Origin of the sequence: Streptomyces sp. NPDC086023 (genome assembly GCF_044540325.1) — a bacterium.
Taxonomy (GTDB): domain Bacteria; phylum Actinomycetota; class Actinomycetes; order Streptomycetales; family Streptomycetaceae; genus Streptomyces.
The window spans coordinates 288614-310380 of the sequence record NZ_JBITRX010000008.1; the positions used below are offsets into that span (position 1 = coordinate 288614).

Here is a 21767-nt window from a genome sequence, read left to right on the forward strand (position 1 = left end):
AAACCGGGGCTCCGCCCCCGAAGGGTCCGGGCGAAGCCCGGGAAACGGAGAAAGGGCGGGGCGGGGAGAAAGCCCCGCTGGGGGCACCTCCCAGCGGTAGCTGGGGGAGGCAACGACCCGCACCCGGCGCGGGACCCGCACCCGGCACGGGACCGGCACCGGGCCGGTACCGGAAGACGTCAGCCGCGCGTCAGCGACAGCAGGTCCCGCGCCGGACCGGCAGGACGGGCCCCCGAGGGCCACACCGCCCGCAGCACCCGTTCCAGCGCGGCCCCGCCCACCGGCACCGCCACCAGCCGCCGCGCCCCCAGCTCATCCCCCACGGCCAGCTCGGACAGCACGCACGGCCCCGCCCCGCTCACCGCCGCACCCTTCACCGCGGTGGTGGACGCCAGTTCCAGCAGGGGCTCGGCCAGCCCCCCGTACGCACGCAGCGCCGCATCCAGCACCTGCCGCGTCCCCGACCCCCGCTCCCGCAGGATCAGCGGGGTGGCCGCCAGTTCCCGCCCCGTCACCCCCGACCGCCGCCGCGCCCACGGGTGCCCCGGCGCCACCGCGACCACCAGCCGGTCCCGGGCCACCGCGGCGCTGTCGAGCCCGTCCGGCACGGTCAGGCCCTCCACGAACCCCAGGTCGGCCTCCCGGGCCAGCACCGCATCCGCCACCGCCACCGAGTTGCCGGCCCGCAGGGACACCGCGGTGTCCGGCCGCTCCGCGCGCAGCGCGATCAGCCAGCCCGGCATCAGGTACTCCGCGATCGTCAGGCTGGCCGCCACCCGCAGCCGGGAGTCCCGCCGCCCCCGCAGCGCCTGCACCCCCGCGTCGAAGGCCTCGGCCGCCTCCACCACCCGCTGCGCCCAGTCCGTGACCAGCGCGCCCTGGGCGGTGAGCCGGGAGCCGCGCGGCGAACGGTCCACCAGCGCCACCCCCAGCCGCGTCTCCATGGCCCGGATCCGGCTGCTGGCGGCGGGCTGCGTGATGCCCAGCTCCCGGGCGGCCGCGCCCAGGCTGCCCAGCCGGGCCACGGCCAGCAGCAGTTCCAGCGACCCCAGGTCCGGCACCCGGTGCGCCAGCGGGGACCCCTGCTCGGCAGCCACGGCACCCACCCGCCCCGCAGCACGGCGCTCCTCACTCATAAATCCAGTTTATGACCTCATAGGAAGATCACCCCTACGCGGCCGCCCGCCCCCGCGCGAGGCTGAGGTCATGGCCACCATCGCGCAACCCCGACCCCTCACCCGCCCCCGCCTCAGCAGCGGGCCCGGCACCGGCGCCGAGCGCCGGCTGCCCGCCCTGCGCCACCTCGGCCCCAACTGGTACGCCTCCGTGATGGGCACGGCGATCATCGCCAACGCCGGCGCGGGCCTCCCGTACCACTTCCCGGGCATGCGCGTCTTCGCCGAGGTCATGTGGGTCCTGTCGGCCGTGGCCCTGGCCGCCGTCCTGGCCGCCCGCACCGGCCACTGGCTGCACCACCGCGACCAGGCCCGCGCCCACCTCCTCGACCCCGCCGTCGCCCCCTTCTACGGCTGTCTGTCCATGGCGCTGCTCGCCGTCGGCGGCGGCACCCTGCTGGTCGGCAAGGACCTGATCGGGGAGGGCGCGGCCGTGGCCGCCGACGCCGTCCTCTTCACCGCCGGCACCGCGATCGGCCTGCTCGCCGCCGTGGCCGTGCCCTACCTGATGGTCGTGCGGCACAAGGTCGAGGCCGGTTCCGCCAGCCCCGTCTGGCTGCTGCCCCTCGTCGCCCCCATGGTCTCCGCCGCCCTCGGCCCCCTGCTCATCCCCCACCTGCCCGCCGGCCAGCCCCGCGAGGCGATGCTGCTGGCCTGCTACGCGATGTTCGGGATCAGCCTGCTGGCCACCCTGCTGATGCTGCCCCTGATCCTCGGCCGGCTGATCGTCGGCGGGCCCCTGCCCCTGGCCCTGACCCCCACCCTGTTCCTGGTGCTCGGCCCCCTCGGGCAGTCCACCACCGCCGTCAACCAGCTCGCCGACCAGGCCGCCACCTCCATCGGCGCCCCCTACGCCGGCGCCCTGGGCGCCTTCGCCGTCGTCTACGGCGTCCCCGTGATGGGCTTCGCCCTCCTCTGGACCGCCCTCGCCGTCGCCATGGTGGTCCGCGCCGCCCGCCGGGGCATGGGCTTCGCGATGACCTGGTGGGCCTTCACCTTCCCCGTCGGCACCTGCGTCACCGGCTTCGAGGGCCTCGCCCGCCACACCGGCCTGGTCGCCCTCCAGTGGCTGGCCCTGGCCCTGTACGTGGCCCTGGTCGCCGCCTGGCTGGCCGCGGCCGTGCACACCGTACGGGGGCTGGTCAGCGGAAAGCTGCTCGCAGCGCCCCGCTGAGCACCGCGGGGGCCTCGCTCAGCGAGGGCCCGTACCAGGTCAGATGGCGGCCGCTCACCAGGGCGGCCGCCATCGCCGGGAACGCCTCGGGGCCGTCGCCCGCGTGGAAGGCGTACGGCTCGTCGGGCAGCACCACCAGGTCGCCGCCCGAGGCGTTGAGCTCCGCGAGCGGCACCCTCGGGTACCGCTCGGCGTGGCCGGCGTACAGGTTCCGCACCCCCAGCCGGGCCAGCACGTCGCCGGCGAAGGTGTCCCGGCCCAGCACCATCCAGGGCCGCCGCCACACCGGGACGACGGCCCGCAGGTCGCCCACCGGCTCCACCGCGGCCCAGGCCTCCTCGGCCTCGTCCAGCCAGGCCGGCCGGGACAGCCCGCACCCCCCGACGAGCACCCGGTCCAGCTCCCGGAAGGCACCGGGCAGGTCCCGCACCTCGGTCACCAGCACCCGCAGCCCCGCCGCGCGCAGGGCGTCGAGGTCGGGGAGGCGGTTCTCCTCCTCGTTGGCGACCACCAGGTCCGGGCGCAGCGCGACGACCGCCGCCACGTCGGGGTTCTTGGTGCCGCCGATGCGGACGACGTCCAGGTCCGCGGGATGGCTGCACCAGTCGGTGGCGCCGGCCAGCAGCCCCGGCTCCGTGGCGGCGACCGCCTCGGTGAGCGAGGGCACCAGCGAGACGACCCGCATCAGCCGGCCCCCGCCCGGCGCACGACCCGCATCAGCGCCCCGGCGGTTCGGTGACCGCGTCCACGTGGTCGCCGACGGCGACCACCAACAGCCGGGTGCCCTCGCCCGTGGCCCGCCAGCGGTGGCGCACCCCGCCGGACAGGAACAGCGAGTCGCCCGCCTCCAGCCGGTAGGCCCGGCCCTCGGCCTCGACCTGGCAGGACCCCTCGACCACGTACATCAGCTCGTCGTTGCGGTGCTGGTACTCGCGCCCGGCGTCCTGCTCCCCGGTGAACTCCAGCGCGTGCAGCTGGTGGTGGCCGCGGACGAGGGGCCGCACGCCCGCGGCGGGCGCGAGCCCGGTGTCGTCCCCGGCGCGCACGAGGTCCACGGTGCGGGCACTGTCGGAGGCCGCGAGGAGTTCGACGGCGGTGGTCTCCAGGGCGTCGGCCACGCGTTCCAGGGAGCGCATGCTCGGCCGGGCCCGCTCGTTCTCTATCTGGCTCAGGAACGGCACCGACAGCCCGCTGCGCGCCGACACGGCGGCGAGGGTGAGCTTCAGCGCCCTGCGCCGCTTGCGCACCGCGGCACCCACCCGAAGCGGGTCCTTGCCGTCCCTTTCCTTGTCCTTGTCGTCCATGGCCGGGGCTGCCCTCCCCTTGGTCCGGTCGCACATGGATGTGCTGTAAGCACCTTACGCAGCTTCCGCCCCCCGTTTCGCGCTCACGGCCCAGCGGCTCTACGCCCCCGGTGAACGCCTGCGCCCGCACCGTCACGGTCGGTGGGGTGCGGCATCATCGTCAGAATGACCCGACGTCTGATGCTCCTCGACACCGCTTCCCTGTACTTCCGCGCGTACTTCGGTGTGCCGGACTCCGTGCGGGCCCCGGACGGCACTCCGGTCAACGCCGTCCGCGGGCTGCTCGACTTCATCGCCAGGCTGGTCCAGGACCACCGCCCCGACGAGCTGGTCGCGTGCATGGACGCCGACTGGCGGCCGCACTGGCGGGTCGAGCTGATCCCCTCGTACAAGGCGCACCGCGTCGCGGTCGAGACCCCGGCCGGTCCCGACGAGGAGGAGATCCCGGACACCCTCTCCCCGCAGGTCCCGGTGATCGAGGCGGCGCTCGACGCCTTCGGCATCGCCCGGATCGGCGTCGCCGGGTACGAGGCGGACGACGTGATCGGCACCCTCGCCGGCCGTGCCACCGGTCCGGTCGACATCGTCACCGGCGACCGCGACCTCTACCAGCTGGTGAGCGACGCCCGGCAGGCCCGCGTGCTGTACCCGCTCAAGGGCGTCGGCACCCTCCAGATCACGGACGAGGCGGTGCTGCGCGAGAAGTACGGGGTCGACGGCCCCGGATACGTGGACCTGGCGCTGCTGCGCGGCGACCCGAGCGACGGCCTGCCGGGCGTGCCCGGGATCGGGGAGAAGACCGCGGCCAAGCTGCTGGACGCCTTCGGGGACCTGGACGGGATCATGGCCGCCGTCGACGACCCGGCGTCGGGGCTCACCCCCTCGCAGCGCAGGCGGCTGGACGAGGCGCGGGCGTACGTGGCGGTGGCCCCCAAGGTGGTCCGGGTGGCCTCTGACGTGCCGCTTCCCCCGTTCGACGCAACGCTGCCGAAGGCCCCCGCCCACCCCGAGGCGCTGGCTGACCTGGCCCGACGCTGGGGTCTCGGTGGAGCCGTGGACAGGCTTGTCTCCACACTTCGCGCCTGAGGTGCTAGGTTAGGCAAACCTAAGTGACACGTCTGGGGAAACGGGGTACCACCGTGGCAGAAGGAGTCGCCCTCAAGGAGGCTCGTACGCGCATGGTTGGCACGGCCACGGTCGTACACACCGAGCGGCTCAGCCCGCACATGGTGCGGCTGGTGCTGGGCGGCCCGGAGCTGGCCGGGTTCGAAGCCGGCGAGTTCACGGACCACTACGTCAAGCTGCTGTTCCCCGCCGACGGAGTCACCCACGCCGAGCCCTGGGACATGGAGCAGATCCGCGCCACGCTCCCCCGCGAGCAGTGGCCGCGCCAGCGCGCGTACACCGTGCGGAACTGGGACCCGGTCCACCGCGAGCTGACCATCGACTTCGTCGTGCACGGCGACACGGGCCTCGCCGGCCCGTGGGCCCTGCGCGCGCAGCCCGGCGAGCGCGTCCACTTCCTCGGCCCCGGCGGCGGCTACGCCCCGGACCCGGTGGCGGACTGGCACCTGCTGGTCGGCGACGAGAGCGCCCTGCCGGCGATCGCCGCCGCGATGGAGCGGATGCCGGCCGGCGCGGTCGTGCGCGCCTTCGTCGAGGTCGAGGGCAAGGCGGACGAGCTGAAGGTCACCACGCCCGACGGCGTGCAGCCGGTCTGGCTGCACCGGGCCGGCCGCCCGGTCGGCGAGGCCCTGCTGGAGGCCGTCACCTCCCTGGAGTTCCCGCTGGGCTCCGTGCACGCCTTCGTCCACGGCGAGGCGGGCTTCGTGAAGGCGCTCCGCCGCCACCTGCGCCTGGAGCGCGGTGTCCCGCGCGAGCGGCTGTCGATCTCCGGGTACTGGCGCCTGGGCCACACCGACGAGGCGTGGCGCGAGACCAAGCGCGCCTGGAACGCCCAGGTGGAGGCCGAGCAGGAGGGCTGACCGGGGCGCTGTGACCCATCACGCCGGCGGGGCCGCGAGAGCGGCCCCGCCGGCGTTTCCGCATCCGGGCGCGGACGCCCCGTACCCTGTCACCGGCGTGTTCGCACCCCGGTCCTCCCCGGGCGGGCGACGTGGGACCGTCGTTCAATGGACCTATGCGACGCAACAGCAAGCGCAGGGGGCTGTCATTCGCCGCCGGGCTCGCCCTGGTGGCCGGAGCCGTCGCCGCCGCACCGTCACCGAGCCCGAGCCCCGGCGACTTCGACGTGCAGACGGCGCTCGACCAGCTGGACGCACAGGTGCAGGACGGCATGAAGCGCACCGGCGTGCCCGGCGTCGCCGTGGCCGTGGTCCACGACGACAAGGTCGTCTACCAGAAGGGCTTCGGCGTCCGCGACACCAACTCCCCGGACAAGAAGGTCAGCCCGGACACCGTCTTCCAACTCGCCTCGGTCTCCAAGCCGGTGGCCACCACCGTCGTGGCACAGGCCGTCGGCGCCGACGGCTTCGACGATCCGCTGAAGGGCGTCACCCTCAAGGATCCCTGGGTGAGTTCGCACGTCACGGCGGCCGACCTGCTCTCCCACCGCTCGGGCCTGCCCGACCACTCCGGCGACCTCCTGGAGGACCTGGGATACGACCAGGAGTACATCCTGTCCCGTCTGCGCTACGAGCCGCTCACCCCGTTCCGCACCAGCTACGCCTACACCAACTTCGGCTTCACGGCGGCCGCCGAGGCCGTCGCCAAGGCCAAGGGCGTGCCCTGGGACCAGCTCTCCGACGACCTGCTGTACAAGCCCGCCGGGATGACGCACACCAGCTCCCGCTTCAGCGACTACGAGAAGGCGCCGAACCGCGCCCTCACGCACGTCAAGACCGCCGACGGCACCTGGAAGCCGCTGTACGTCCGCGACGCCGACGCGCAGACGGCGGCCGGCGGCGTCAGCTCCAACGCCGAGGACATGGCCCGCTGGCTGCGCCTCCAGATGGGCGCCGGGAAGATCGACGGCAAGCAGGTCGTGAACAGCGAGGGCCTGGCCGAGACCCACGTCCCGCACAGCATCAGCCATCCCCCCGCCGAGGCGAACGCCCAGCCCGGCTTCTACGGCCTGGGCTGGAACGTGCGCTACGACGAGAACGGCCGGCTGCGCCTGAGCCACTCCGGAGCCTTCGCACTCGGTACCAACACCAACGTCACCCTGGTTCCGTCCGACAACCTCGGCATCGTGGTGCTGACCAACGGCGCGCCCTCGGGCCTGCCCGACACCATCGCCCTCAACTTCTTCGACGTCGCCGAGCACGGCAAGCCCACCCGGGACTGGCTGCCGATCGTGGCCAAGGGCTACGAGGAGCAGCTCAACCAGGGCGGCTCGGACACGGACTACACCAAGCCGCCGGCCAACGCGAAGCCGGCCCGGCCGGACAGCGCGTACACCGGCAGGTACACCAACCCGTTCTACGGCCGGGCCACCGTCACCGCCGGCCGGGACGGCAAACTCGTGCTGCACCTGGGCCCGGAGCCGCAGAACTACCCGCTCACCCACTACGACGGGAACACGTTCAGCTTCCAGACAGCCGGCGAGAACGCCGTCGGCCGCACCGGGGTGTTCTTCACCGACGGCGGGATGCGCGTGGAGTACCTGGACGAGAACGGCCTGGGCACCTTCCGGCGGCAGCAGTGACGGCGGCGGCCGGCGGCCGCCCGTAATCCGGGGTGACGGGCGGCCGGCGCCCGCCCGGAACCCGGGCGGCCTGGTCGGCGTCGTACGCTGGGACCCACGATGAGACGCCCCGCGCACGCACCCCCCTCGCCCCTCCCCCAGCGCCTCGGCATCGACCCGGTCCGCCTGCGGCTGCCCGAGGGCGAATGGCCCGACCTGGGCAGCTACCTGCGAGCGCACTACCGCGGCGGCGCGGGCGAGGCCGCTGTCGACCGGCTGCTGCGCGACGGCCGGGTGTACGGCAGCGCCGGTCCCCTCGCCGCCGATGCCCCGTACCGCCCCGGCGACCACGTGTGGTTCCACCGGGAACTGGCGCCCGAGGCGCCCGTGCCGTTCCCCCTGCGCGTGGTGCACCGCGACCCGCACCTGCTGGTCGTGGACAAGCCGCACTTCCTCGCCACCACCCCGCGCGGCAGCCACGTCACGCAGACGGCCCTCGCGCTGCTCCGGCACCGGCTGGGAATCCCGGAGCTGAGCCCCGCGCACCGGCTGGACAGGCTCACGGCCGGCCTGGTGATGTTCAGCGTCCGCCGCGAGGACCGCGGCGCCTACCAGCAGCTCTTCGCCGGCCGCCGGGTCGGCAAGGAGTACGAGGCCCTGGCCCCGTACGCGCCTTCCCTCGCCCTCCCGCGCACCGTCCGCAGCCGCATCGAGAAGACCCGCGGCGTGATCGCCGCCGCGGAACAGCCCGGCGAGCCCAACGCGGAGAGCCGCATCGAACTCCTGGAGCGCCGCGGCGCGCTCGGCCGCTACCGGCTGACCCCGGCCACCGGCCGCACCCACCAGCTGCGGGTGCACATGAACTCCCTGGGCCTGCCGATCCTCGGCGACCCGGTCTACCCGGAGGTCACCGACCCCGCCCCGGACGACTACCGGCGCCCGCTCCAACTGCTGGCCCGGGTGCTGGAGTTCACCGACCCGGTGACGGGCGCGGCACACCGCTTCGAGTCCGGCCGGACCCTTCAGGCCTGGGACGACCCCGAGGGCTGGGCCGACGGGAGCCCACAGGAGACCGCCTGAGTCAGTCCCGCTATCCGCAGCGCCGCATCGGCGGTCGCCTCGGCGAACTCCACGGCGGAGCGCCCGGGATCGGAGCCGCGGATCAGGATCACGCCCTCGATCAGACCGAAGACGAGGTCGTTGCGCAGTACCAACTCGTCCTCCTCACCGGCGAGTTCCTCCCCGACCGGGGTGAGTCGCAGCAACTCGCGGTAGGCAGACTTGAGTTCGCCGCGGATCCGGCGGAAGCCGGCGAAGCTCTCGCCCCGGACCTCGGGCAGCAGGTAGAGGGCGCCCAGGTTGTGCCGTCCCCCGCACAGCAGCAGCACGTCCGAGCGGCACAGCTCCCACAGCCGCTCGGCGGCCGGACGCGTGGTGTCGGCCACCATCCGCCGGGCCACCGCGAGGGAGGGACTGACCGTCGACTCCAGCAACTCGACGAGGAGTTCCTCCTTGCCGCCGAAGTAGTGGTACATCGTGGCCTGCCGCATTCCGGCCAACTGGGCCACGGCCCGGGTGGTGGTGGCCGCGTACCCGCGGCGGGTGAACAGTTCGGCAGCCGCCCCGAGGAGTTCCTCCCGGGGCGGCACCCCGCTGTCCGCGCGCTGGTCGGCGCGCGGACGCCCGACGCGACGACCAGTTGAGTTCATGGACCGATCGTCGCACAACGCACGGAAGACCGATCATGACAAGAGCACCATCAGGCCATTCCCCGATTCGGAGGAACAGCCGAAGGGGCTCAGCCCACGGAGCTGTAGGCCACCACACCCCGCAGCAGCGCGTCGACGGCCTTGCGGGCATTTCTGGCCACCGTGGAGCCCTCGGCGGGCGCCGCGGCCGCGATCTGGCCCAGGACGTCGATGACCTGCTTGCACCAGCGCACGAAATCGCCGGCCGGCATCTCCGCCTCACGCAGCACTTCGTCGAGGCTCTTGTCCGAAGCCCACTGGTACGCGGCCCAGGCGAAGCCCAGGTCGGGCTCGCGCTGGCCCACGCCTTCGGCCTGATTGATCCGGTGCTCCTCCTCCAGGGCGTCGAGCCGCCCCCAGATCCGCACCATCTCGCCGAGCGCCGCCTTCGCGGCCCCGCCCGGCACCTTCGGGGCGACGGCGTCGTCCGACTGCCGCGCCTCGAAGACCAGCGCCGAGACGCAGGCGGCCAGTTCGGCCGGGTCCAGGCCCTCCCAGACGCCGGCGCGCAGGCACTCGGAGGCGAGCAGGTCGAGCTCGCCGTAGAGCCGGGCCAGCCGCCTGCCGTGCGGGGTGACCTCGTCCTCCCGCAGGTAGTCCAGCTCGGTGAGCAGGGCGTGGATCCGGTCGAAGGTGCGGGCGATGGTGTTCGTCCGCCCCTCGATGCGCCGCTCCAGTTGCCTGGTGTCGCGCTGGAGGCGGTGGTACCGCTCCGCCCAGCGGGCGTGGTCCTCGCGCTCGTCGCAGCCGTGGCAGGGGTGCGCCCGCAGCTCGGCGCGCAGCCGGGCGATCTCGCGGTCGTCCGCCGCGGCCGCCCGCCCCCGCTTGTGGCGGTCCGGCACGATGTGGCCGGCCTTGGTGCGCAGGGCCGACGCGAGGTCCCGGCGGGACTGCGGGGAGCGGGGGTTGAAGGACTTCGGGATCCGCATCCGCTCCAGCGCCTCCACCGGCACCGGGAAGTCGATCGACGCGAGCCGCTTGACCTGCCGCTCGGCGGTCAGCACCAGCGGGCGCGGGCCCTCCTGGTACTCGAAGCCGCGGTGGCCGTTGGACCGCCCGCCCGGCACGCCCGGGTCCAGCACCAGCGCGAGCCCGGCGAACTTGCCGGTGGGCACGTGGATGACGTCGCCCGGCTTGAGCTTCTCCAGGGAGGCCGCGGCCTGGGCGCGCCGCTGGGCGGCACCCTGCTTGGCCAGTTCGGTCTCGCGGTCCTTGAGGTCGCGGCGCAGCCGCGCGTACTCGGCGAAGTCCCCGAGGTGGCAGGTCATGCCCTCGCGGTAGCCGGCCAGGCCCTCCTCGTTGCGCTGCACCTGCCGGGAGATCCCGACGACCGAGCGGTCGGCCTGGAACTGCGCGAAGGAGGTCTCCAGCAGCTCCCGGGACCGGTGCCGCCCGAACTGCTGCACGAGGTTGACGGCCATGTTGTACGAGGGCTTGAAGCTGGACCGCAGCGGGTACGTGCGGGTGCCCGCGAGGCCCGCGAGGGCACCCGGGTCCATGCCGCGCTGCCAGAGCACCACCGCGTGGCCCTCGACGTCGATGCCGCGCCGGCCTGCGCGGCCGGTGAGCTGGGTGTACTCGCCGGGCGTGATGTCGGCGTGCTGCTCGCCGTTCCACTTGACGAGCTTCTCCAGGATCACCGTGCGGGCGGGCATGTTGATGCCCAGCGCCAGGGTCTCGGTGGCGAACACGGCCTTCACCAGGCCCCGGACGAACAGCTCCTCCACGACCTCCTTGAAGGTGGGCAGCATGCCCGCGTGGTGGGCGGCGATGCCGCGCTCCAGGCCCTCCAGCCACTCGTAGTAGCCGAGCACGTGCAGGTCCTCGGCGGGGATGGAGGCGGTGCGCTCCTCGACGAGCTCGCGCACCTGCAGGCGCGCCGCGTCGTCGTTCAGCCGCAGCCCCGCGTACAGGCACTGCTGTACGGCGGCCTCGCAGCCGGCCCGGCTGAAGATGAAGGTGATGGCGGGGAGCAGGCCCTCGTTGTCGAGGCGCTCGATGACCTCGGGGCGGCCGGGCGTCCAGATGCGGCTGCGGGAGCGGCGCTCCCGCTCGCGGTCGGCCTCGCGGACCATCTTGCCGCGGCGCCGGTCGCGCGGGTTGTACGTCCTGCTGTTCTCCATGCGCGCCATGCGCAGCAGGTCGGGGTTGACCTCGCGGCGGGCGGAGCCGCGGCCGCCGTGGTCGCTCTCCTCCTCGAAGAGGTCGTAGATCCGGCGTCCGGCCATCACGTGCTGCCAGAGCGGGACCGGCCGCTCCTCGGAGACGATCACGGCGGTGTCGCCGCGCACCGTGTCGAGCCAGTCGCCGAACTCCTCGGCGTTGGAGACGGTGGCGGAGAGGGAGACCAGGGTCACCGACTCGGGGAGGTGGATGATCACTTCCTCCCAGACGGCGCCGCGGAAGCGGTCGGAGAGGTAGTGCACCTCGTCCATGACCACGTACCCGAGGCCGAGCAGCGACTGGGAGCCCGCGTACAGCATGTTGCGGAGCACCTCGGTGGTCATGACCACGATGGGCGCTTCGCTGTTGACGCTGTTGTCGCCGGTGAGCAGGCCGACCTTCTCCGCGCCGTAGCGCTTGACCAGGTCGGCGTACTTCTGGTTCGACAGGGCCTTGATCGGGGTGGTGTAGAAGCACTTGCGGCCCTGGGTGAGGGCCAGGTGCACGGCGAACTCGCCGACGATGGTCTTGCCAGAGCCGGTGGGGGCTGCGACGAGCACGCCCTTTCCGGCCTCCAGGGCCTGGCAGGCCTCGATCTGGAAGGGGTCGAGCCCGAAGTCGTAGAGCTCGCGGAAGGGGGCCAGGGCAGTGGCCTCCTCTGCGGCGCGGATCCGGGAAGCGGCGTACCGCTCGGCGGGTGAGAGGTCCTCTGTCATCTTGTCTCCGAGCCTACCCGGCACCTCTGACACGCGGCGCGATCTTTATTGAAGGGGTGACGAACCATGACGAAGGGCACGAACGGTTCGTGGAAAACCGTCCGTGCCCTCTGCGTACCCGTACCGCGCCGGGCCGTCACCCGCCGGCCGCCCCTCGTTCGGGCGGTGCCGACGGGGCCCCGGCTCAGGTCGCGTCGTCGTACCCGTTGATCCGGCTCCGGCCGCCGTCAGACTGCTCGGGCAGGGCGGCCGGCGCCCCGACCGGCTCGACCCCCCCGATCGTCTCCGGGGTGAGGTCCAGGTGCGACGCCTCGTCGTCGTCCAGACCGGCGTCGGGGTTGTTGCGCCGCCGCCGTCGGTCGTTGAGCAGGCAGACGCCCAGGGCGATGAAGTACAGGGCGACGATCGGCGCGGCCAGCGAGAGCATGGTCAGCGGGTCGCCGGTCGGGGTCGCGAAGGCCGAGAAGACCGTGATGCCGATCACCATGGCGCGCCACCAGCCCGCCAGCCGCCTGGCGGTGAGCACCCCGGTGAAGTTCAGCAGGATCAGCAGCAGCGGCAGCTCGAAGGCCAGGCCGAAGACCACGACCATGCGCGTGACCAGGTCGAGGTAGTCGTCCACCGGCAGCAGGTTCCGCGCGTGCTCGGGGGTGAACTCGAGCAGGATCTGCGCGGTCTGCGGGAGGATGTTGTACGCGAGGACCGCGCCGCCGAGGAAGAGCGGGGCGCCGACCAGCACGAAGCTGATCGCGTACCGCTTCTCGTGGCCGTGCAGGCCGGGGGCGATGAAGGCCCACAGCTGGTACAGCCAGACCGGTGCGGACAGCACGACACCGGCCGCGAGGGACACCTTCAGGGCGATCGAGAACGGTGCGATCAGACCGTTGACGGTCATGTCCGCACACGGCCGCCCGTTGCGCTGGGTGACCACGCCGTCGGTGCAGCCGACCGACTCCAGCATCGGCCGGAGCATGAAGTCGATCAGGTCCTTGTAGAAGACCGCGGCGACCACCGTGATCACCAGGATCACCAGGACCGACTTGAGCAGGCGGTTCCTCAGCTCGCGAAGGTGCTCCGCGAGCGGCATCCGCCCCTCGGCGTCCTTCTCCTGCTTCTCCTGCTTGCGGGCAGACTTGAGCAACCCACGTCCCTCGTCTCGTGCGCGGCCAACAGCTGGGCGGAGCTGCGGTGTCAGCTCTGGGCGGTGCGGTTCGGCTCGCTGACCGGGCGGGAGCTGCTGACGTCACCGGGCGCGGCCTGGATGGTGCGCGGGGCGGCCTGCTGCGCGGCGGACGGGTCGGCGGCCGGCTCGGCGGGCACCTCGTCGTCCTTCTTCATGGCCTTGGCCTCGCTCTTGAGGATGCGGGCCGACTTGCCGAGGGAGCGCGCCATCTCCGGGAGCTTCTTGGCGCCGAACAGCAGCAGGATGACAGCGATGATCAGAACGATCTCGAGGGGCTTCAGATTGCCGATCATGTGTGGCTTCCTTCTCACCGGGGCGGCTGGAGTGGTGCGGACGCCGGTCCGGACGGACGTCCGGGAGCGGCGCACTGTGAAGGATCGTAACCCGCACCGGTGAACGCCTTGCAATCCCCTGGCGTCTTCCCGATTGCGGGGCGCATTCCGTGATCCGCAGGATCCGCAGGTCAGGACAGGGTGCCGCCCGCCCTGGCCAGATCGGCGGTCGCGCTCTCCAGGTCGCCCGCCGCGCCGGCGATGCGGCGGCTCGCGTCGTCCACCTGCCGGGCCAGCCGCCGGACCTCGACGTACACGCGGACGGCGAGGACGCCCAGGACGGCGAGTCCGAGGAACCCCAGGGCAATTGCGAGCATCGGCCAGAGCATGGGCTGAGCCTAACCGGCCCGGCGCCCCGCCCCGGACGGCCCGGCTCCGCCGGCCGCGCCGATGCCGGGCGGTGCCCGCGTCCCGGACGGGCTACACGCTGCGCAGCGTGCTGACCCCGCCGCCCGTGAGGAGTTCCACGATCCGCTCGCCGGCCGGCTTGCGGACGGCCACCCCGCACTCGGGGCAGGTGAAGGAGTAGAAGGTGCTCCGCTTGCTGCCGCCGATGGCCAGCCGCAGCGCCTCCGCGTGGAGCTCGAAGCGGGCCCGGCAGTCCGGGCAGGCAGCCTTGAACAGCACCTGCTCGACCGCCGCGGACAGCGCCGCCACCCCCGGCATTCCCGGCGTCATCCGCGGATCCCCCTCCGTGTCCGTCTCGGTGTCGTGTTCGGTGTGCCGGCCCCGGGCCGGGCGGTGTGCGGTGTGCCGGCCGGTGCCGTCCGGCGTGGCGTGTGTGCGGTGTGCCGTCGTACCGCGGGGCCGCGGCCGCCGCCCGGCTCCGCCTTCCCCCGTGCCGGCCCGCCCGCCGGGGCCTGCCGCCCGCCGCGGTACCGGGTCAGTGCGCGTCGTACGCGGCGAGTGCCTCGGCCGCCGCCCGCCGGGCGCTGTCCGCCAGCTCTGCCGGGGCGACGATCCGCCCGTCGGCGCCGAGCCGCAGCGCGAGCCGGCGCAGGGAGGCCGGCTCCGGGGTCCGCAGGGTGATCCGCAGGCCGCCGTCGGGCAGCTCACGCGCGCTGTCGTGCGGGTAGTACTCGGCCACCCAGCGCCCGCCGGGACCGACCTCGACGACCACCTCGGGGTCCTCGGCCGAGGGCTGCACCAGCCCCTCGGACAGGTCCCGCGGCTCGATGGCCGGCGGCTCGGCCCGCTCGTCGAGGAGCCGGATCTCGGCCACCCGGTCGAGCCGGAAGGTGCGCCGGGCCTCGGAGAGGTGGCACCAGCCCTCCAGGTACGTGTGGCCGACGGCGAACAGCCGGATCGGGTCGACCTCCCGCTCGGTCAGCTCGTCCCGGGCCGGCGAGTAGTAGCGCAGCCACAGCCGGCGCCGCTCGGAGATCGCCCGGTCCACGTCGGCGAAGACACCGCCCTCGGACTCGAAGGTCACGTTCAGCCGGGAGCTGGCTCCCGCCGCGTCACCGGCGGCGCCCTCCAGCTTCGCGGTGGCCCGCAGCAGGGCCTCCCGGTCGCTCTCGCGCAGCCCGGGCAGGGTGGCCACGGCGCGCGCGGCCACCAGCAGGGCGGTGGCCTCGTCGGCGGCGAGCCGGAGCGGCTCCGCGGTGGACTCCCCCGAGGCATCGGGATTGCGCCACCAGATCCGCTCGCCGTCGGTGTCGATGTCCAGCAGGTCCCCGCCGCGGAAGCTGGTCCCGCACATGGGCAGCACGTCGAGGTCCGAGATCAGCTCGTCCTCGCTGATCCCGAAGGCCCGGGCGACGTCCGCGATCCGCGCCCCGGGGCGCTCCCGCAGGTACGTCACCAGGGACAGCATCCGGCGCGTCTGGTCGATGGCGTTGGCGGCCATGTCGTACGAGTCCCCCTCAGCCCTTGGCGACGGCGCGCAGCCGGTCCACCACGTCCGCCCGCAGGTCCGCGGGCTCCAGCACGATCACGTCCGGTCCGAACTCGACCAGCCAGGCGTCCAGTCCGTGCCCGTACGGGATCTCCAGCTCGTCCCAGCCCCCGCCGGCGTCCCGCACGGCCGTGGCGCGGGCCCGCAGCGGGTAGCCGGCGCCCTGCCGCAGCCGGATCCGCGCCGAACGGTCGGCGGTCTCCCCGGCCCAGCCCGCGACGGTCTCGCGCACGGTCACCACGTCCGGCACCTCGGCCGTGTACTTCCCGGCCCGCGACTTCACCTTGCCGGTGATGCGCGAGAGCCGGAACACCCGCTCCGCACCGCGCTCCCGGTCGAATCCGGCCAGGTACCACTGCCCGCGCCAGCACTCCAGCGCCCAGGGCTCCACCTGCCGCTGCTCCGGGCGTACCGCGTTGGACTTGCGGTAGTCGAAGGTCACCGGCCGCCGGTCCCGGCAGGCCAGCATCAGCGGCTCGAAGGCCGCCTCGTGGACCGGGATCCGCGGCTCGATGGCGCTGTGCTGCCCCTCGTACGGGTCCTCCGCCTCCGGCATCCCCGCGGCCCGCAGCTTCTGCAGGGCCCCGGACGCGGCACCCGCCAGCCGGGCCTGCTGCCACACCTTGGCCGCGAGCCCGAGGGCCGCCGCCTCCTCGGCGTCCAGCGACACCGGCGGCAGCCGGTTGCTGTCGCGGCGGGCGAGGTAGCCGATCTCCCCGTCCAGGGCCTCGACCGTCTCGATCACCAGGCCCAGCTCGCGCAGGTCGTCCTTGTCCCGCTCGAACATGCGGTTGAAGGAGTCGTCGTTGCCCGCCTCCATGTAGGCCTCGATGGAGCCGCGCAGCTCCCGCTTGCTGAGTGGTCGGCGGGTGCCGAGCAGGCACAACGCCAGATTCATCAGCCGCTCGGCCTTGGCAATCGCCACGACGCCCCTCGCCCCTCTCATCGTGCTTGTGACCGTTGACCGTACCGCCCCTTCGCCCACGGACAAAAGCGAGGGACCCCCGCCGTAAGGCAGGGGTCCCACAACGGTCGCGAACGAACCGATCAGACGGCGACCAGGTCGCAGACGAAGATCAGCGTCTCGCCCGGCTTGATCACGCCGCCGGCGCCGCGGTCGCCGTACGCCAGGTGCGCCGGGATCGTCAGCTTGCGACGGCCGCCGACCTTCATGCCCTGGACGCCCTGGTCCCAGCCGGCGATGACCTGGCCGACACCGAGCTGGAACTGCAGCGGCTGGCCGCGGTCCCAGGACGCGTCGAACTGCTCACCGGTGGAGAAGGCCACGCCCACGTAGTGGACCTTGACGACGTCCTTGGCCTTGGCCTCGGCGCCCTCGCCGACCCAGATGTCCTCGATGACGAGGTCGGTGGGCTCGGGGCCCTCCGGGAAGTCGATCTCGGGCTTCTCGATGCTCACAGCACTTGCTCCTCAAACTTGCGAACCGGTCAACCGGGACAGTTTGCCATCCCGGGGGCCCCGCTACTTGATCTGCAGGATGTCCAGCGCGAAGACCAGCGTGGAATTCGGCGGAATGCCGCCCTGCTCCTTGTCACCCAGGCCCTGGTCCGGCGGGATGACCAGCAGGATGCGGCTGCCCTCCTTCTTGCCGGCGATGCCGTCCTTGAGGCCCTTCAGCGTCAGCTGGCCCAGCGGGAAGGTCTGCGTGGTGTTCTGGGCGTAGGTGCTGTCGAACACCTTCCCGTCCTTCCACAGCTTGCCGACGTACTTCACGACCACGGAGTCGGTGGGCTTCACGGCCGCGCCGGAACCCTCGATCACGTAGTTCGAGACCAGCTTCTTCGGCGGGTCGTTCTTCGGGATGTCCAGCGACGGGGCCTTGCCGTCGGTGTTGGTGCCCACCTGCGGGAGCGTCTTGTCGTCCTGCGGGACGACCGTGCCCTTGGCGGACGTCGGCACCGGCTTGGGCGTCTTGCCCTCCAGGATGTCCACCACGAACACCAGCGTGGCGTTGGGCTTGATGTCGCCCTGGCCCGAGGCGCCGTAGCCCATGTCCGGCGGGATCACCAGCTCGACGCGGCTGCCGACCTTCTGGCCCTCCAGCCCCTGGTCCCAGCCCTTGATGACGCTGCCCGCGCCGATCGTCAGCGCGAACGGCTCACCGCGGTCGAAGCTGTTGTCGAAGGGCTTGTCCTCGTCCCACTCCTGGCCCAGGTAGTTGACCTTGGCCTCGTCGCCCTTCTTCAGCTTCGGGCCCTTGCCCTCGCTGATGACCACGACCTTCAGGTCCTTCGGCGGAGTGCCCACTCCCTTGGCGAGGGTCGGCTTCTCCCCGAACTTGGCACCGGCGGTGATCGCGGGCACCCCGTTCGTGCTCTCTACGGTGGCGGAGTCGGAGCCCTTGTCGTCACCGCACGCCGCTGTCGACAGCAGCAGGAGGGGGACGACCAGCAGGCCGGCAAGTCGGCGCACGTGTTCCTCAGATCTCTAACGGCACATCGGTCGCCGCCACTCTAAGGCGTAGCAAGGGCCCCGTACGAGGAAGCTACGGGGCCCCTGCGCCGCGACCCGGCCGCCCGGCCGGCCTACATCCCGGCGATCAGCTTCTCCACCCGGTCGTCCACCGACCGGAACGGGTCCTTGCACAGCACGGTGCGCTGCGCCTGGTCGTTGAGCTTCAGGTGCACCCAGTCGACCGTGAAGTCCCGGCGCTGCTCCTGGGCCCGGCGGATGAAGTCACCGCGCAGCCGCGCACGCGTGGTCTGCGGCGGCACCGACTTCCCTTCGAAGATCTTGATGTCGTTGCAGATCCGCGCGGCCTGGCCCTTCCGCTCCAACAGGTAGTACAGGCCCCTGCGGCGGTGGATGTCGTGGTACGCGAGGTCTATCTGCGCCACCCGCGGGTTGGACATGGTCATGTTGTGCTTGGCGCGGTACCGCTCGATGAGCTTGTACTTCATGACCCAGTCGATCTCGGTCTCGATCCGGTCGAGCTCCTCGGCCTCGATCGCGTCGAGGGTACGGCCCCACAGCTCCAGCACCTGCTCGACCGTGCCCGTACGGATCCCGCGGCGCTCGACGAAGTCGACCGCCTTGTCGAAGTACTCGCGCTGGATCTCCAGCGCCGAGGCCTCCCGGCCGCTCGCCAGCCGGACCTTGCGCTGACCGGTGATGTCGTGGCTGACCTCGCGGATCGCCCGGATCGGGTTCTCCAGCGTGAGGTCGCGCATCACCGTGCCCGCCTCGATCATCCGCAGCACCAGGTCCGTCGCGCCGACCTTCAGCAGCATCGTCGTCTCGGACATGTTCGAGTCGCCCACGATGACGTGGAGCCGGCGGTACCGCTCGGCGTCCGCGTGCGGCTCGTCGCGGGTGTTGATGATGGGCCGGGACCGCGTCGTCGCGGAGCTGACGCCCTCCCAGATGTGCTCGGCCCGCTGGCTCACGCAGTACACGGCGCCGCGCGGGGTCTGCAGCACCTTGCCCGCGCCGCAGATGAGCTGCCGCGTCACCAGGAACGGGATGAGAATGTCCGCGAGCCGCGAGAATTCCCCGTGCCGCGCCACCAGATAGTTCTCGTGGCAGCCGTACGAGTTCCCCGCCGAGTCCGTGTTGTTCTTGAACAGGTAAACGTCGCCCGCGATTCCCTCCTCGTGCAGGCGGCGCTCTGCGTCGACGAGCAGGCCTTCGAGAATGCGCTCGCCCGCCTTGTCGTGGGTGACCAGTTCGGTCACGTTGTCGCATTCGGGAGTTGCGTATTCCGGATGCGAACCCACATCGAGATACAGGCGGGCGCCGTTCCGCAGGAAGACATTGCTGCTGCGGCCCCATGACACGACACGGCGGAAGAGGTAGCGCGCCACTTCGTCAGGAGACAGTCGGCGCTGTCCCCTGAACGTGCACGTGACGCCGTACTCGTTCTCCAGCCCGAAAATGCGGCGGTCCATGTCTGAACATTACGCCTTCAGCCGTGCTCGCAAACCGGGTTCGGCGGCGGCGTTCCGATCATTTTCGGATCAGCCCGCGGAAACGCCCGCCTCCGGGCCCACCACGGCCTCCTCCGTACCCCGGCCCGCGGGCGAGCCCGCCACGCGCCGCGCCCGCCCCGGACCGCACAGCACCCGCTGAGTGCCCATCAGGACCAGGAACGCCGCGCCGCCTCCGGCCACCGCCACGCCGAAGCTCGCCGCCGTGCCCGCGAGTTCCACCACCGGACCCGCCGCCGCCGTACCGATCGCCGCGCCCACCCCGAAGAAGGTCACCAGCCACGAGAAGGCCTCCGTCACCGTGCCCGCCGGCGCGTGCCGGTCCACCACGACGAAGGCACAGGCCAGCGACGGCGCCAGGAACACGCCCGCCAGCGCCGACAGGGCCGCCATCGGCACCGGACCCGGCGTCAGCAGCAGCGGCACGTACCCCAGCGCCAGCAGCCCCACCAGCACCGTCAGCCGCCGCTCCGCGGACCCGGCCCACTGCCGCGCCCCGTACGCCACACCGCCGACCAGCGCGCCGAGACCCAGCGCGGCCATCAGCCAGCCGTACACCGCCTGGCCGCCGTGGTCGTCGGCGTACGCGACGCCCGCGACGCTGATCGAACCCAGCGCCGACCCCACGAAGAAGAACGCCGCCAGCAGGGCCAGCAGCCCGCGCGAGCGCAGGGCCCCGAGCCAGTGCGCCTCCCGCGGCTCCGAGCGCCACCTCCGGGCCGGCTCGGACGTCACCACGGCCAGCGCCCCCAGCACGCCCAGCACGTTGATCACCATCAGCGCGGCCGCCGGGGACCAGACCGCGACCATCAGCGTCACCAGCAGCGGACCGACCGTGTACATGATCTCCTGGGCCACCGCGTCCATCGCGTACGCGGCGTGCACCTTGTCCTCACGGCCGCCCAGCACGCTCGGCCACAGCGCCCGCAGACCGCCCTCCAGCGGCGGCGTGAACAGACCCGCGACGATCGCCGCCGCGTACGCCAGCACCAGCGAGCCGGTCCCCGAGAGCGCCAGCACCCCCATCGCGAGCGCGGAGACCACGGCGGCCGGCAGCTGGATGCGTGGCTGCCCGTACACGTCCACGGCGCGGCCCAGCAGCGGCTGCCCGGCGGCCGTGGCCAGGCCGTAGGCGGCCGCCAGGGCGCCGGCCAGGGTGTAGCTGCCGCCCTCGGCGCGGATGAACAGCACGATCGCGATGTTCGCCGTGGCCGTGGGCAGCCGGCCGACCAGCGTCCCCGCCAGCAGCCGTGCCGCGTGCCGCGTCCTGAGGAGTTCCGCGTATCCCGCGGCCATGTGTGCGTCCCTTCCGCCGGGAACACCCCCGGGGTTTTACGTATAACGTCTCCCGTTATACGTACCATGACGACAGCCGCGGGTCCACCTCGCGCACCCACCACCAGGCACGACGGAGGCACGACGTGACGAGGCCCACCAGCCGGGACGTGGCCGCCCACGCCGGCGTCTCCCAGGCCACCGTCTCCCTCGTCCTCGGAGACAAGTGGACCGGACGCGTCTCCCGCCGCACCGCCGACCTCGTCCGCGCCGCCGCCGAGGAACTCGGCTACCGCCCCAACCTCGCCGCCCGCAGCCTCCGCCTCGGCAGCACCCGCACCGCGCTCCTCGTCGTCCCCGCCCTCACCAACGAGTTCTTCGCCCGCGTCTACACCGGCGCCGCGGCCGTCGCCGCCGAACACGGCTTCGGCGTCGTCCTCTACCCCTCGCCCGACGGCACCGGCCCCGCCCGCGACCCCTTCGCCTCAGCCCGCGCCGCCCTCGACGGCGTCATCGCCTCCTCCATGGCCGCCGGAGCCCTCGAAGCCATCAAAGGCGCCGACCTCCCCCTCGTCATGCTCGACAGCGACCCCGCCGACGGCGCCGCCGCCCACGTCAACCTCGCCATCGCCGACGGCGTACGCCAGGCCGCCGGACACCTCCTCGGCCTCGGCCACCGGCACCTCCTCCACCTCGCCTCCACGGTCGACACCTGGACCTTCCGGGTCCGCGCCCGCACCCTCGCCGACACCCTCCGCGACACCCCCGGCACCCGGCTGCGCACCACCCACGCCCCGCTCACCGTCGACGCCGCCCGGGCCGCCGTCGAGGCGGCCCTCACCACCGCGGGCCCCGACCGGCCGACCGCCGTCCTGTGCGACGACGACATCCTCGCCGCCGGCGCCTGCAAGGCCGCCCGCCGCCTCGGCCTGCGCATCCCCGACGACCTCTCCGTCACCGGCTTCGACGACCTCTCCCTCGCCACCGCCGTCGAACCCGAACTCACCACCGTCCGCCTCCCCGCCGAACAGGTCGGCCAGGAAGGCATGCGCGCCCTCCTCTCCGTCCTCGAAGGCCGCCCCCGGGAGACCCCCGAACTCCCCGTCGAGCTCGTCGTGCGCGGCTCCACCGCCCCGCCCCCGGCCCGCTGACCGACCGCGCGCACCCGGCCCGGCCCCGGCCCCGGCTCCGGACACGACGAAGCCCC

At 72.9% G+C, this 21767-nt stretch carries 21 protein-coding genes; 6 read left to right on the forward strand and 15 right to left on the reverse strand.

Annotated features, from left to right (window positions below; all coding sequences use genetic code 11):
* Positions 1 to 179: 179 nt before the first annotated feature.
* The gene (locus ACIF6F_RS18555) at positions 180 to 1136 is read right to left on the reverse strand and encodes a LysR family transcriptional regulator (RefSeq protein ID WP_399947739.1); all 957 of its coding nucleotides are present in this window, start codon (positions 1134 to 1136) and stop codon (positions 180 to 182) included.
* 70 nt (positions 1137 to 1206) lie between these two features.
* Between ACIF6F_RS18555 and ACIF6F_RS18560 the strand changes: the two genes are divergently transcribed.
* Positions 1207 to 2349, forward strand: coding sequence for a TDT family transporter (locus ACIF6F_RS18560; RefSeq protein ID WP_399947741.1), 1143 nt, complete (start codon positions 1207 to 1209; stop codon positions 2347 to 2349).
* Here the strand turns inward: ACIF6F_RS18560 and ACIF6F_RS18565 are convergent.
* Together ACIF6F_RS18565 and ACIF6F_RS18570 are read right to left on the reverse strand one after the other, a co-directional pair.
* Positions 2318 to 3034 carry a helical backbone metal receptor gene (locus tag ACIF6F_RS18565; protein ID WP_399947743.1) on the reverse strand — a complete coding sequence of 239 codons (717 nt, stop codon included), beginning with the start codon at positions 3032 to 3034 and terminating at the stop codon, positions 2318 to 2320. The two genes, ACIF6F_RS18560 and ACIF6F_RS18565, sit on opposite strands and share 32 nt — an antisense overlap.
* A 31-nt stretch (positions 3035 to 3065) precedes the next feature.
* Complete coding sequence (locus tag ACIF6F_RS18570; RefSeq protein WP_399947858.1) at positions 3066 to 3653, reverse strand: helix-turn-helix domain-containing protein; 588 nt, start codon at positions 3651 to 3653, stop codon at positions 3066 to 3068.
* 180 nt (positions 3654 to 3833) lie between these two features.
* Between ACIF6F_RS18570 and ACIF6F_RS18575 the strand changes: the two genes are divergently transcribed.
* From ACIF6F_RS18575 to ACIF6F_RS18590, 4 genes are all read left to right on the forward strand, one after another.
* Entirely contained in the window at positions 3834 to 4739 is a 906-nt protein-coding gene (locus ACIF6F_RS18575; RefSeq protein ID WP_399947860.1) for a 5'-3' exonuclease H3TH domain-containing protein, read from the forward strand.
* Positions 4740 to 4831: 92 nt separating this feature from the next.
* Positions 4832 to 5638: a siderophore-interacting protein gene (locus ACIF6F_RS18580; protein WP_399947745.1), complete on the forward strand. Its 807-nt coding sequence runs from the start codon at positions 4832 to 4834 to the stop codon at positions 5636 to 5638.
* Positions 5639 to 5793: 155 nt separating this feature from the next.
* A complete protein-coding gene (locus ACIF6F_RS18585; RefSeq protein ID WP_399947747.1) occupies positions 5794 to 7320 on the forward strand; it encodes a serine hydrolase in 1527 nt (508 codons plus the stop codon).
* A 99-nt stretch (positions 7321 to 7419) separates the two neighbouring features.
* A complete protein-coding gene (locus ACIF6F_RS18590; RefSeq protein ID WP_399947749.1) occupies positions 7420 to 8379 on the forward strand; it encodes an RluA family pseudouridine synthase in 960 nt (319 codons plus the stop codon).
* On the opposite strand, the gene ACIF6F_RS18595 is transcribed toward ACIF6F_RS18590, so the two are convergent.
* The 12 genes from ACIF6F_RS18595 to ACIF6F_RS18650 all read right to left on the reverse strand — a co-directional run bounded on the left by ACIF6F_RS18595 (position 8322) and on the right by ACIF6F_RS18650 (position 20581).
* On the reverse strand, positions 8322 to 9008 hold the full coding sequence (locus ACIF6F_RS18595) for a TetR/AcrR family transcriptional regulator (protein ID WP_399947751.1): 687 nt from the start codon (positions 9006 to 9008) through the stop codon (positions 8322 to 8324). The genes ACIF6F_RS18590 and ACIF6F_RS18595 overlap by 58 nt on opposite strands.
* 89 nt (positions 9009 to 9097) lie before the next feature.
* Positions 9098 to 11926 (reverse strand): DEAD/DEAH box helicase, encoded by a 2829-nt coding sequence (locus tag ACIF6F_RS18600; RefSeq protein ID WP_399947753.1) that lies wholly within the window; start codon positions 11924 to 11926, stop codon positions 9098 to 9100.
* A 184-nt stretch (positions 11927 to 12110) separates the two neighbouring features.
* Positions 12111 to 13067: a twin-arginine translocase subunit TatC gene (gene tatC, locus ACIF6F_RS18605; RefSeq protein WP_399947755.1), complete on the reverse strand. Its 957-nt coding sequence runs from the start codon at positions 13065 to 13067 to the stop codon at positions 12111 to 12113.
* A 50-nt stretch (positions 13068 to 13117) separates the two neighbouring features.
* Positions 13118 to 13402 (reverse strand): Sec-independent protein translocase subunit TatA, encoded by a 285-nt coding sequence (gene tatA, locus ACIF6F_RS18610; protein ID WP_399947757.1) that lies wholly within the window; start codon positions 13400 to 13402, stop codon positions 13118 to 13120.
* Between the two features lie 170 nt (positions 13403 to 13572).
* A complete protein-coding gene (locus ACIF6F_RS18615; protein WP_399947759.1) occupies positions 13573 to 13770 on the reverse strand; it encodes a hypothetical protein in 198 nt (65 codons plus the stop codon).
* Positions 13771 to 13861: 91 nt separating this feature from the next.
* Entirely contained in the window at positions 13862 to 14119 is a 258-nt protein-coding gene (locus ACIF6F_RS18620; RefSeq protein WP_399947761.1) for a hypothetical protein, read from the reverse strand.
* A 205-nt stretch (positions 14120 to 14324) separates the two neighbouring features.
* Positions 14325 to 15290, reverse strand: a complete 966-nt coding sequence (locus tag ACIF6F_RS18625) for a helix-turn-helix transcriptional regulator (protein ID WP_399947763.1) — start codon at positions 15288 to 15290, stop codon at positions 14325 to 14327.
* A gap of 16 nt (positions 15291 to 15306) precedes the next feature.
* A complete protein-coding gene (locus ACIF6F_RS18630; RefSeq protein ID WP_399947765.1) occupies positions 15307 to 16263 on the reverse strand; it encodes a helix-turn-helix transcriptional regulator in 957 nt (318 codons plus the stop codon).
* 122 nt (positions 16264 to 16385) lie between these two features.
* On the reverse strand, positions 16386 to 16757 hold the full coding sequence (locus tag ACIF6F_RS18635) for an FKBP-type peptidyl-prolyl cis-trans isomerase (RefSeq protein ID WP_399947767.1): 372 nt from the start codon (positions 16755 to 16757) through the stop codon (positions 16386 to 16388).
* 63 nt (positions 16758 to 16820) lie between these two features.
* Positions 16821 to 17771, reverse strand: a complete 951-nt coding sequence (locus ACIF6F_RS18640) for an FKBP-type peptidyl-prolyl cis-trans isomerase (protein ID WP_399947769.1) — start codon at positions 17769 to 17771, stop codon at positions 16821 to 16823.
* A gap of 113 nt (positions 17772 to 17884) precedes the next feature.
* Complete coding sequence (pafA, locus tag ACIF6F_RS18645; protein WP_399947771.1) at positions 17885 to 19246, reverse strand: Pup--protein ligase; 1362 nt, start codon at positions 19244 to 19246, stop codon at positions 17885 to 17887.
* A 69-nt stretch (positions 19247 to 19315) separates the two neighbouring features.
* A complete protein-coding gene (locus ACIF6F_RS18650) occupies positions 19316 to 20581 on the reverse strand; it encodes an MFS transporter (protein WP_399947772.1) in 1266 nt (421 codons plus the stop codon).
* A gap of 125 nt (positions 20582 to 20706) precedes the next feature.
* Between ACIF6F_RS18650 and ACIF6F_RS18655 the strand changes: the two genes are divergently transcribed.
* The gene (locus ACIF6F_RS18655; RefSeq protein ID WP_399947774.1) at positions 20707 to 21711 is read left to right on the forward strand and encodes a LacI family DNA-binding transcriptional regulator; all 1005 of its coding nucleotides are present in this window, start codon (positions 20707 to 20709) and stop codon (positions 21709 to 21711) included.
* Positions 21712 to 21767 lie beyond the last annotated feature (56 nt).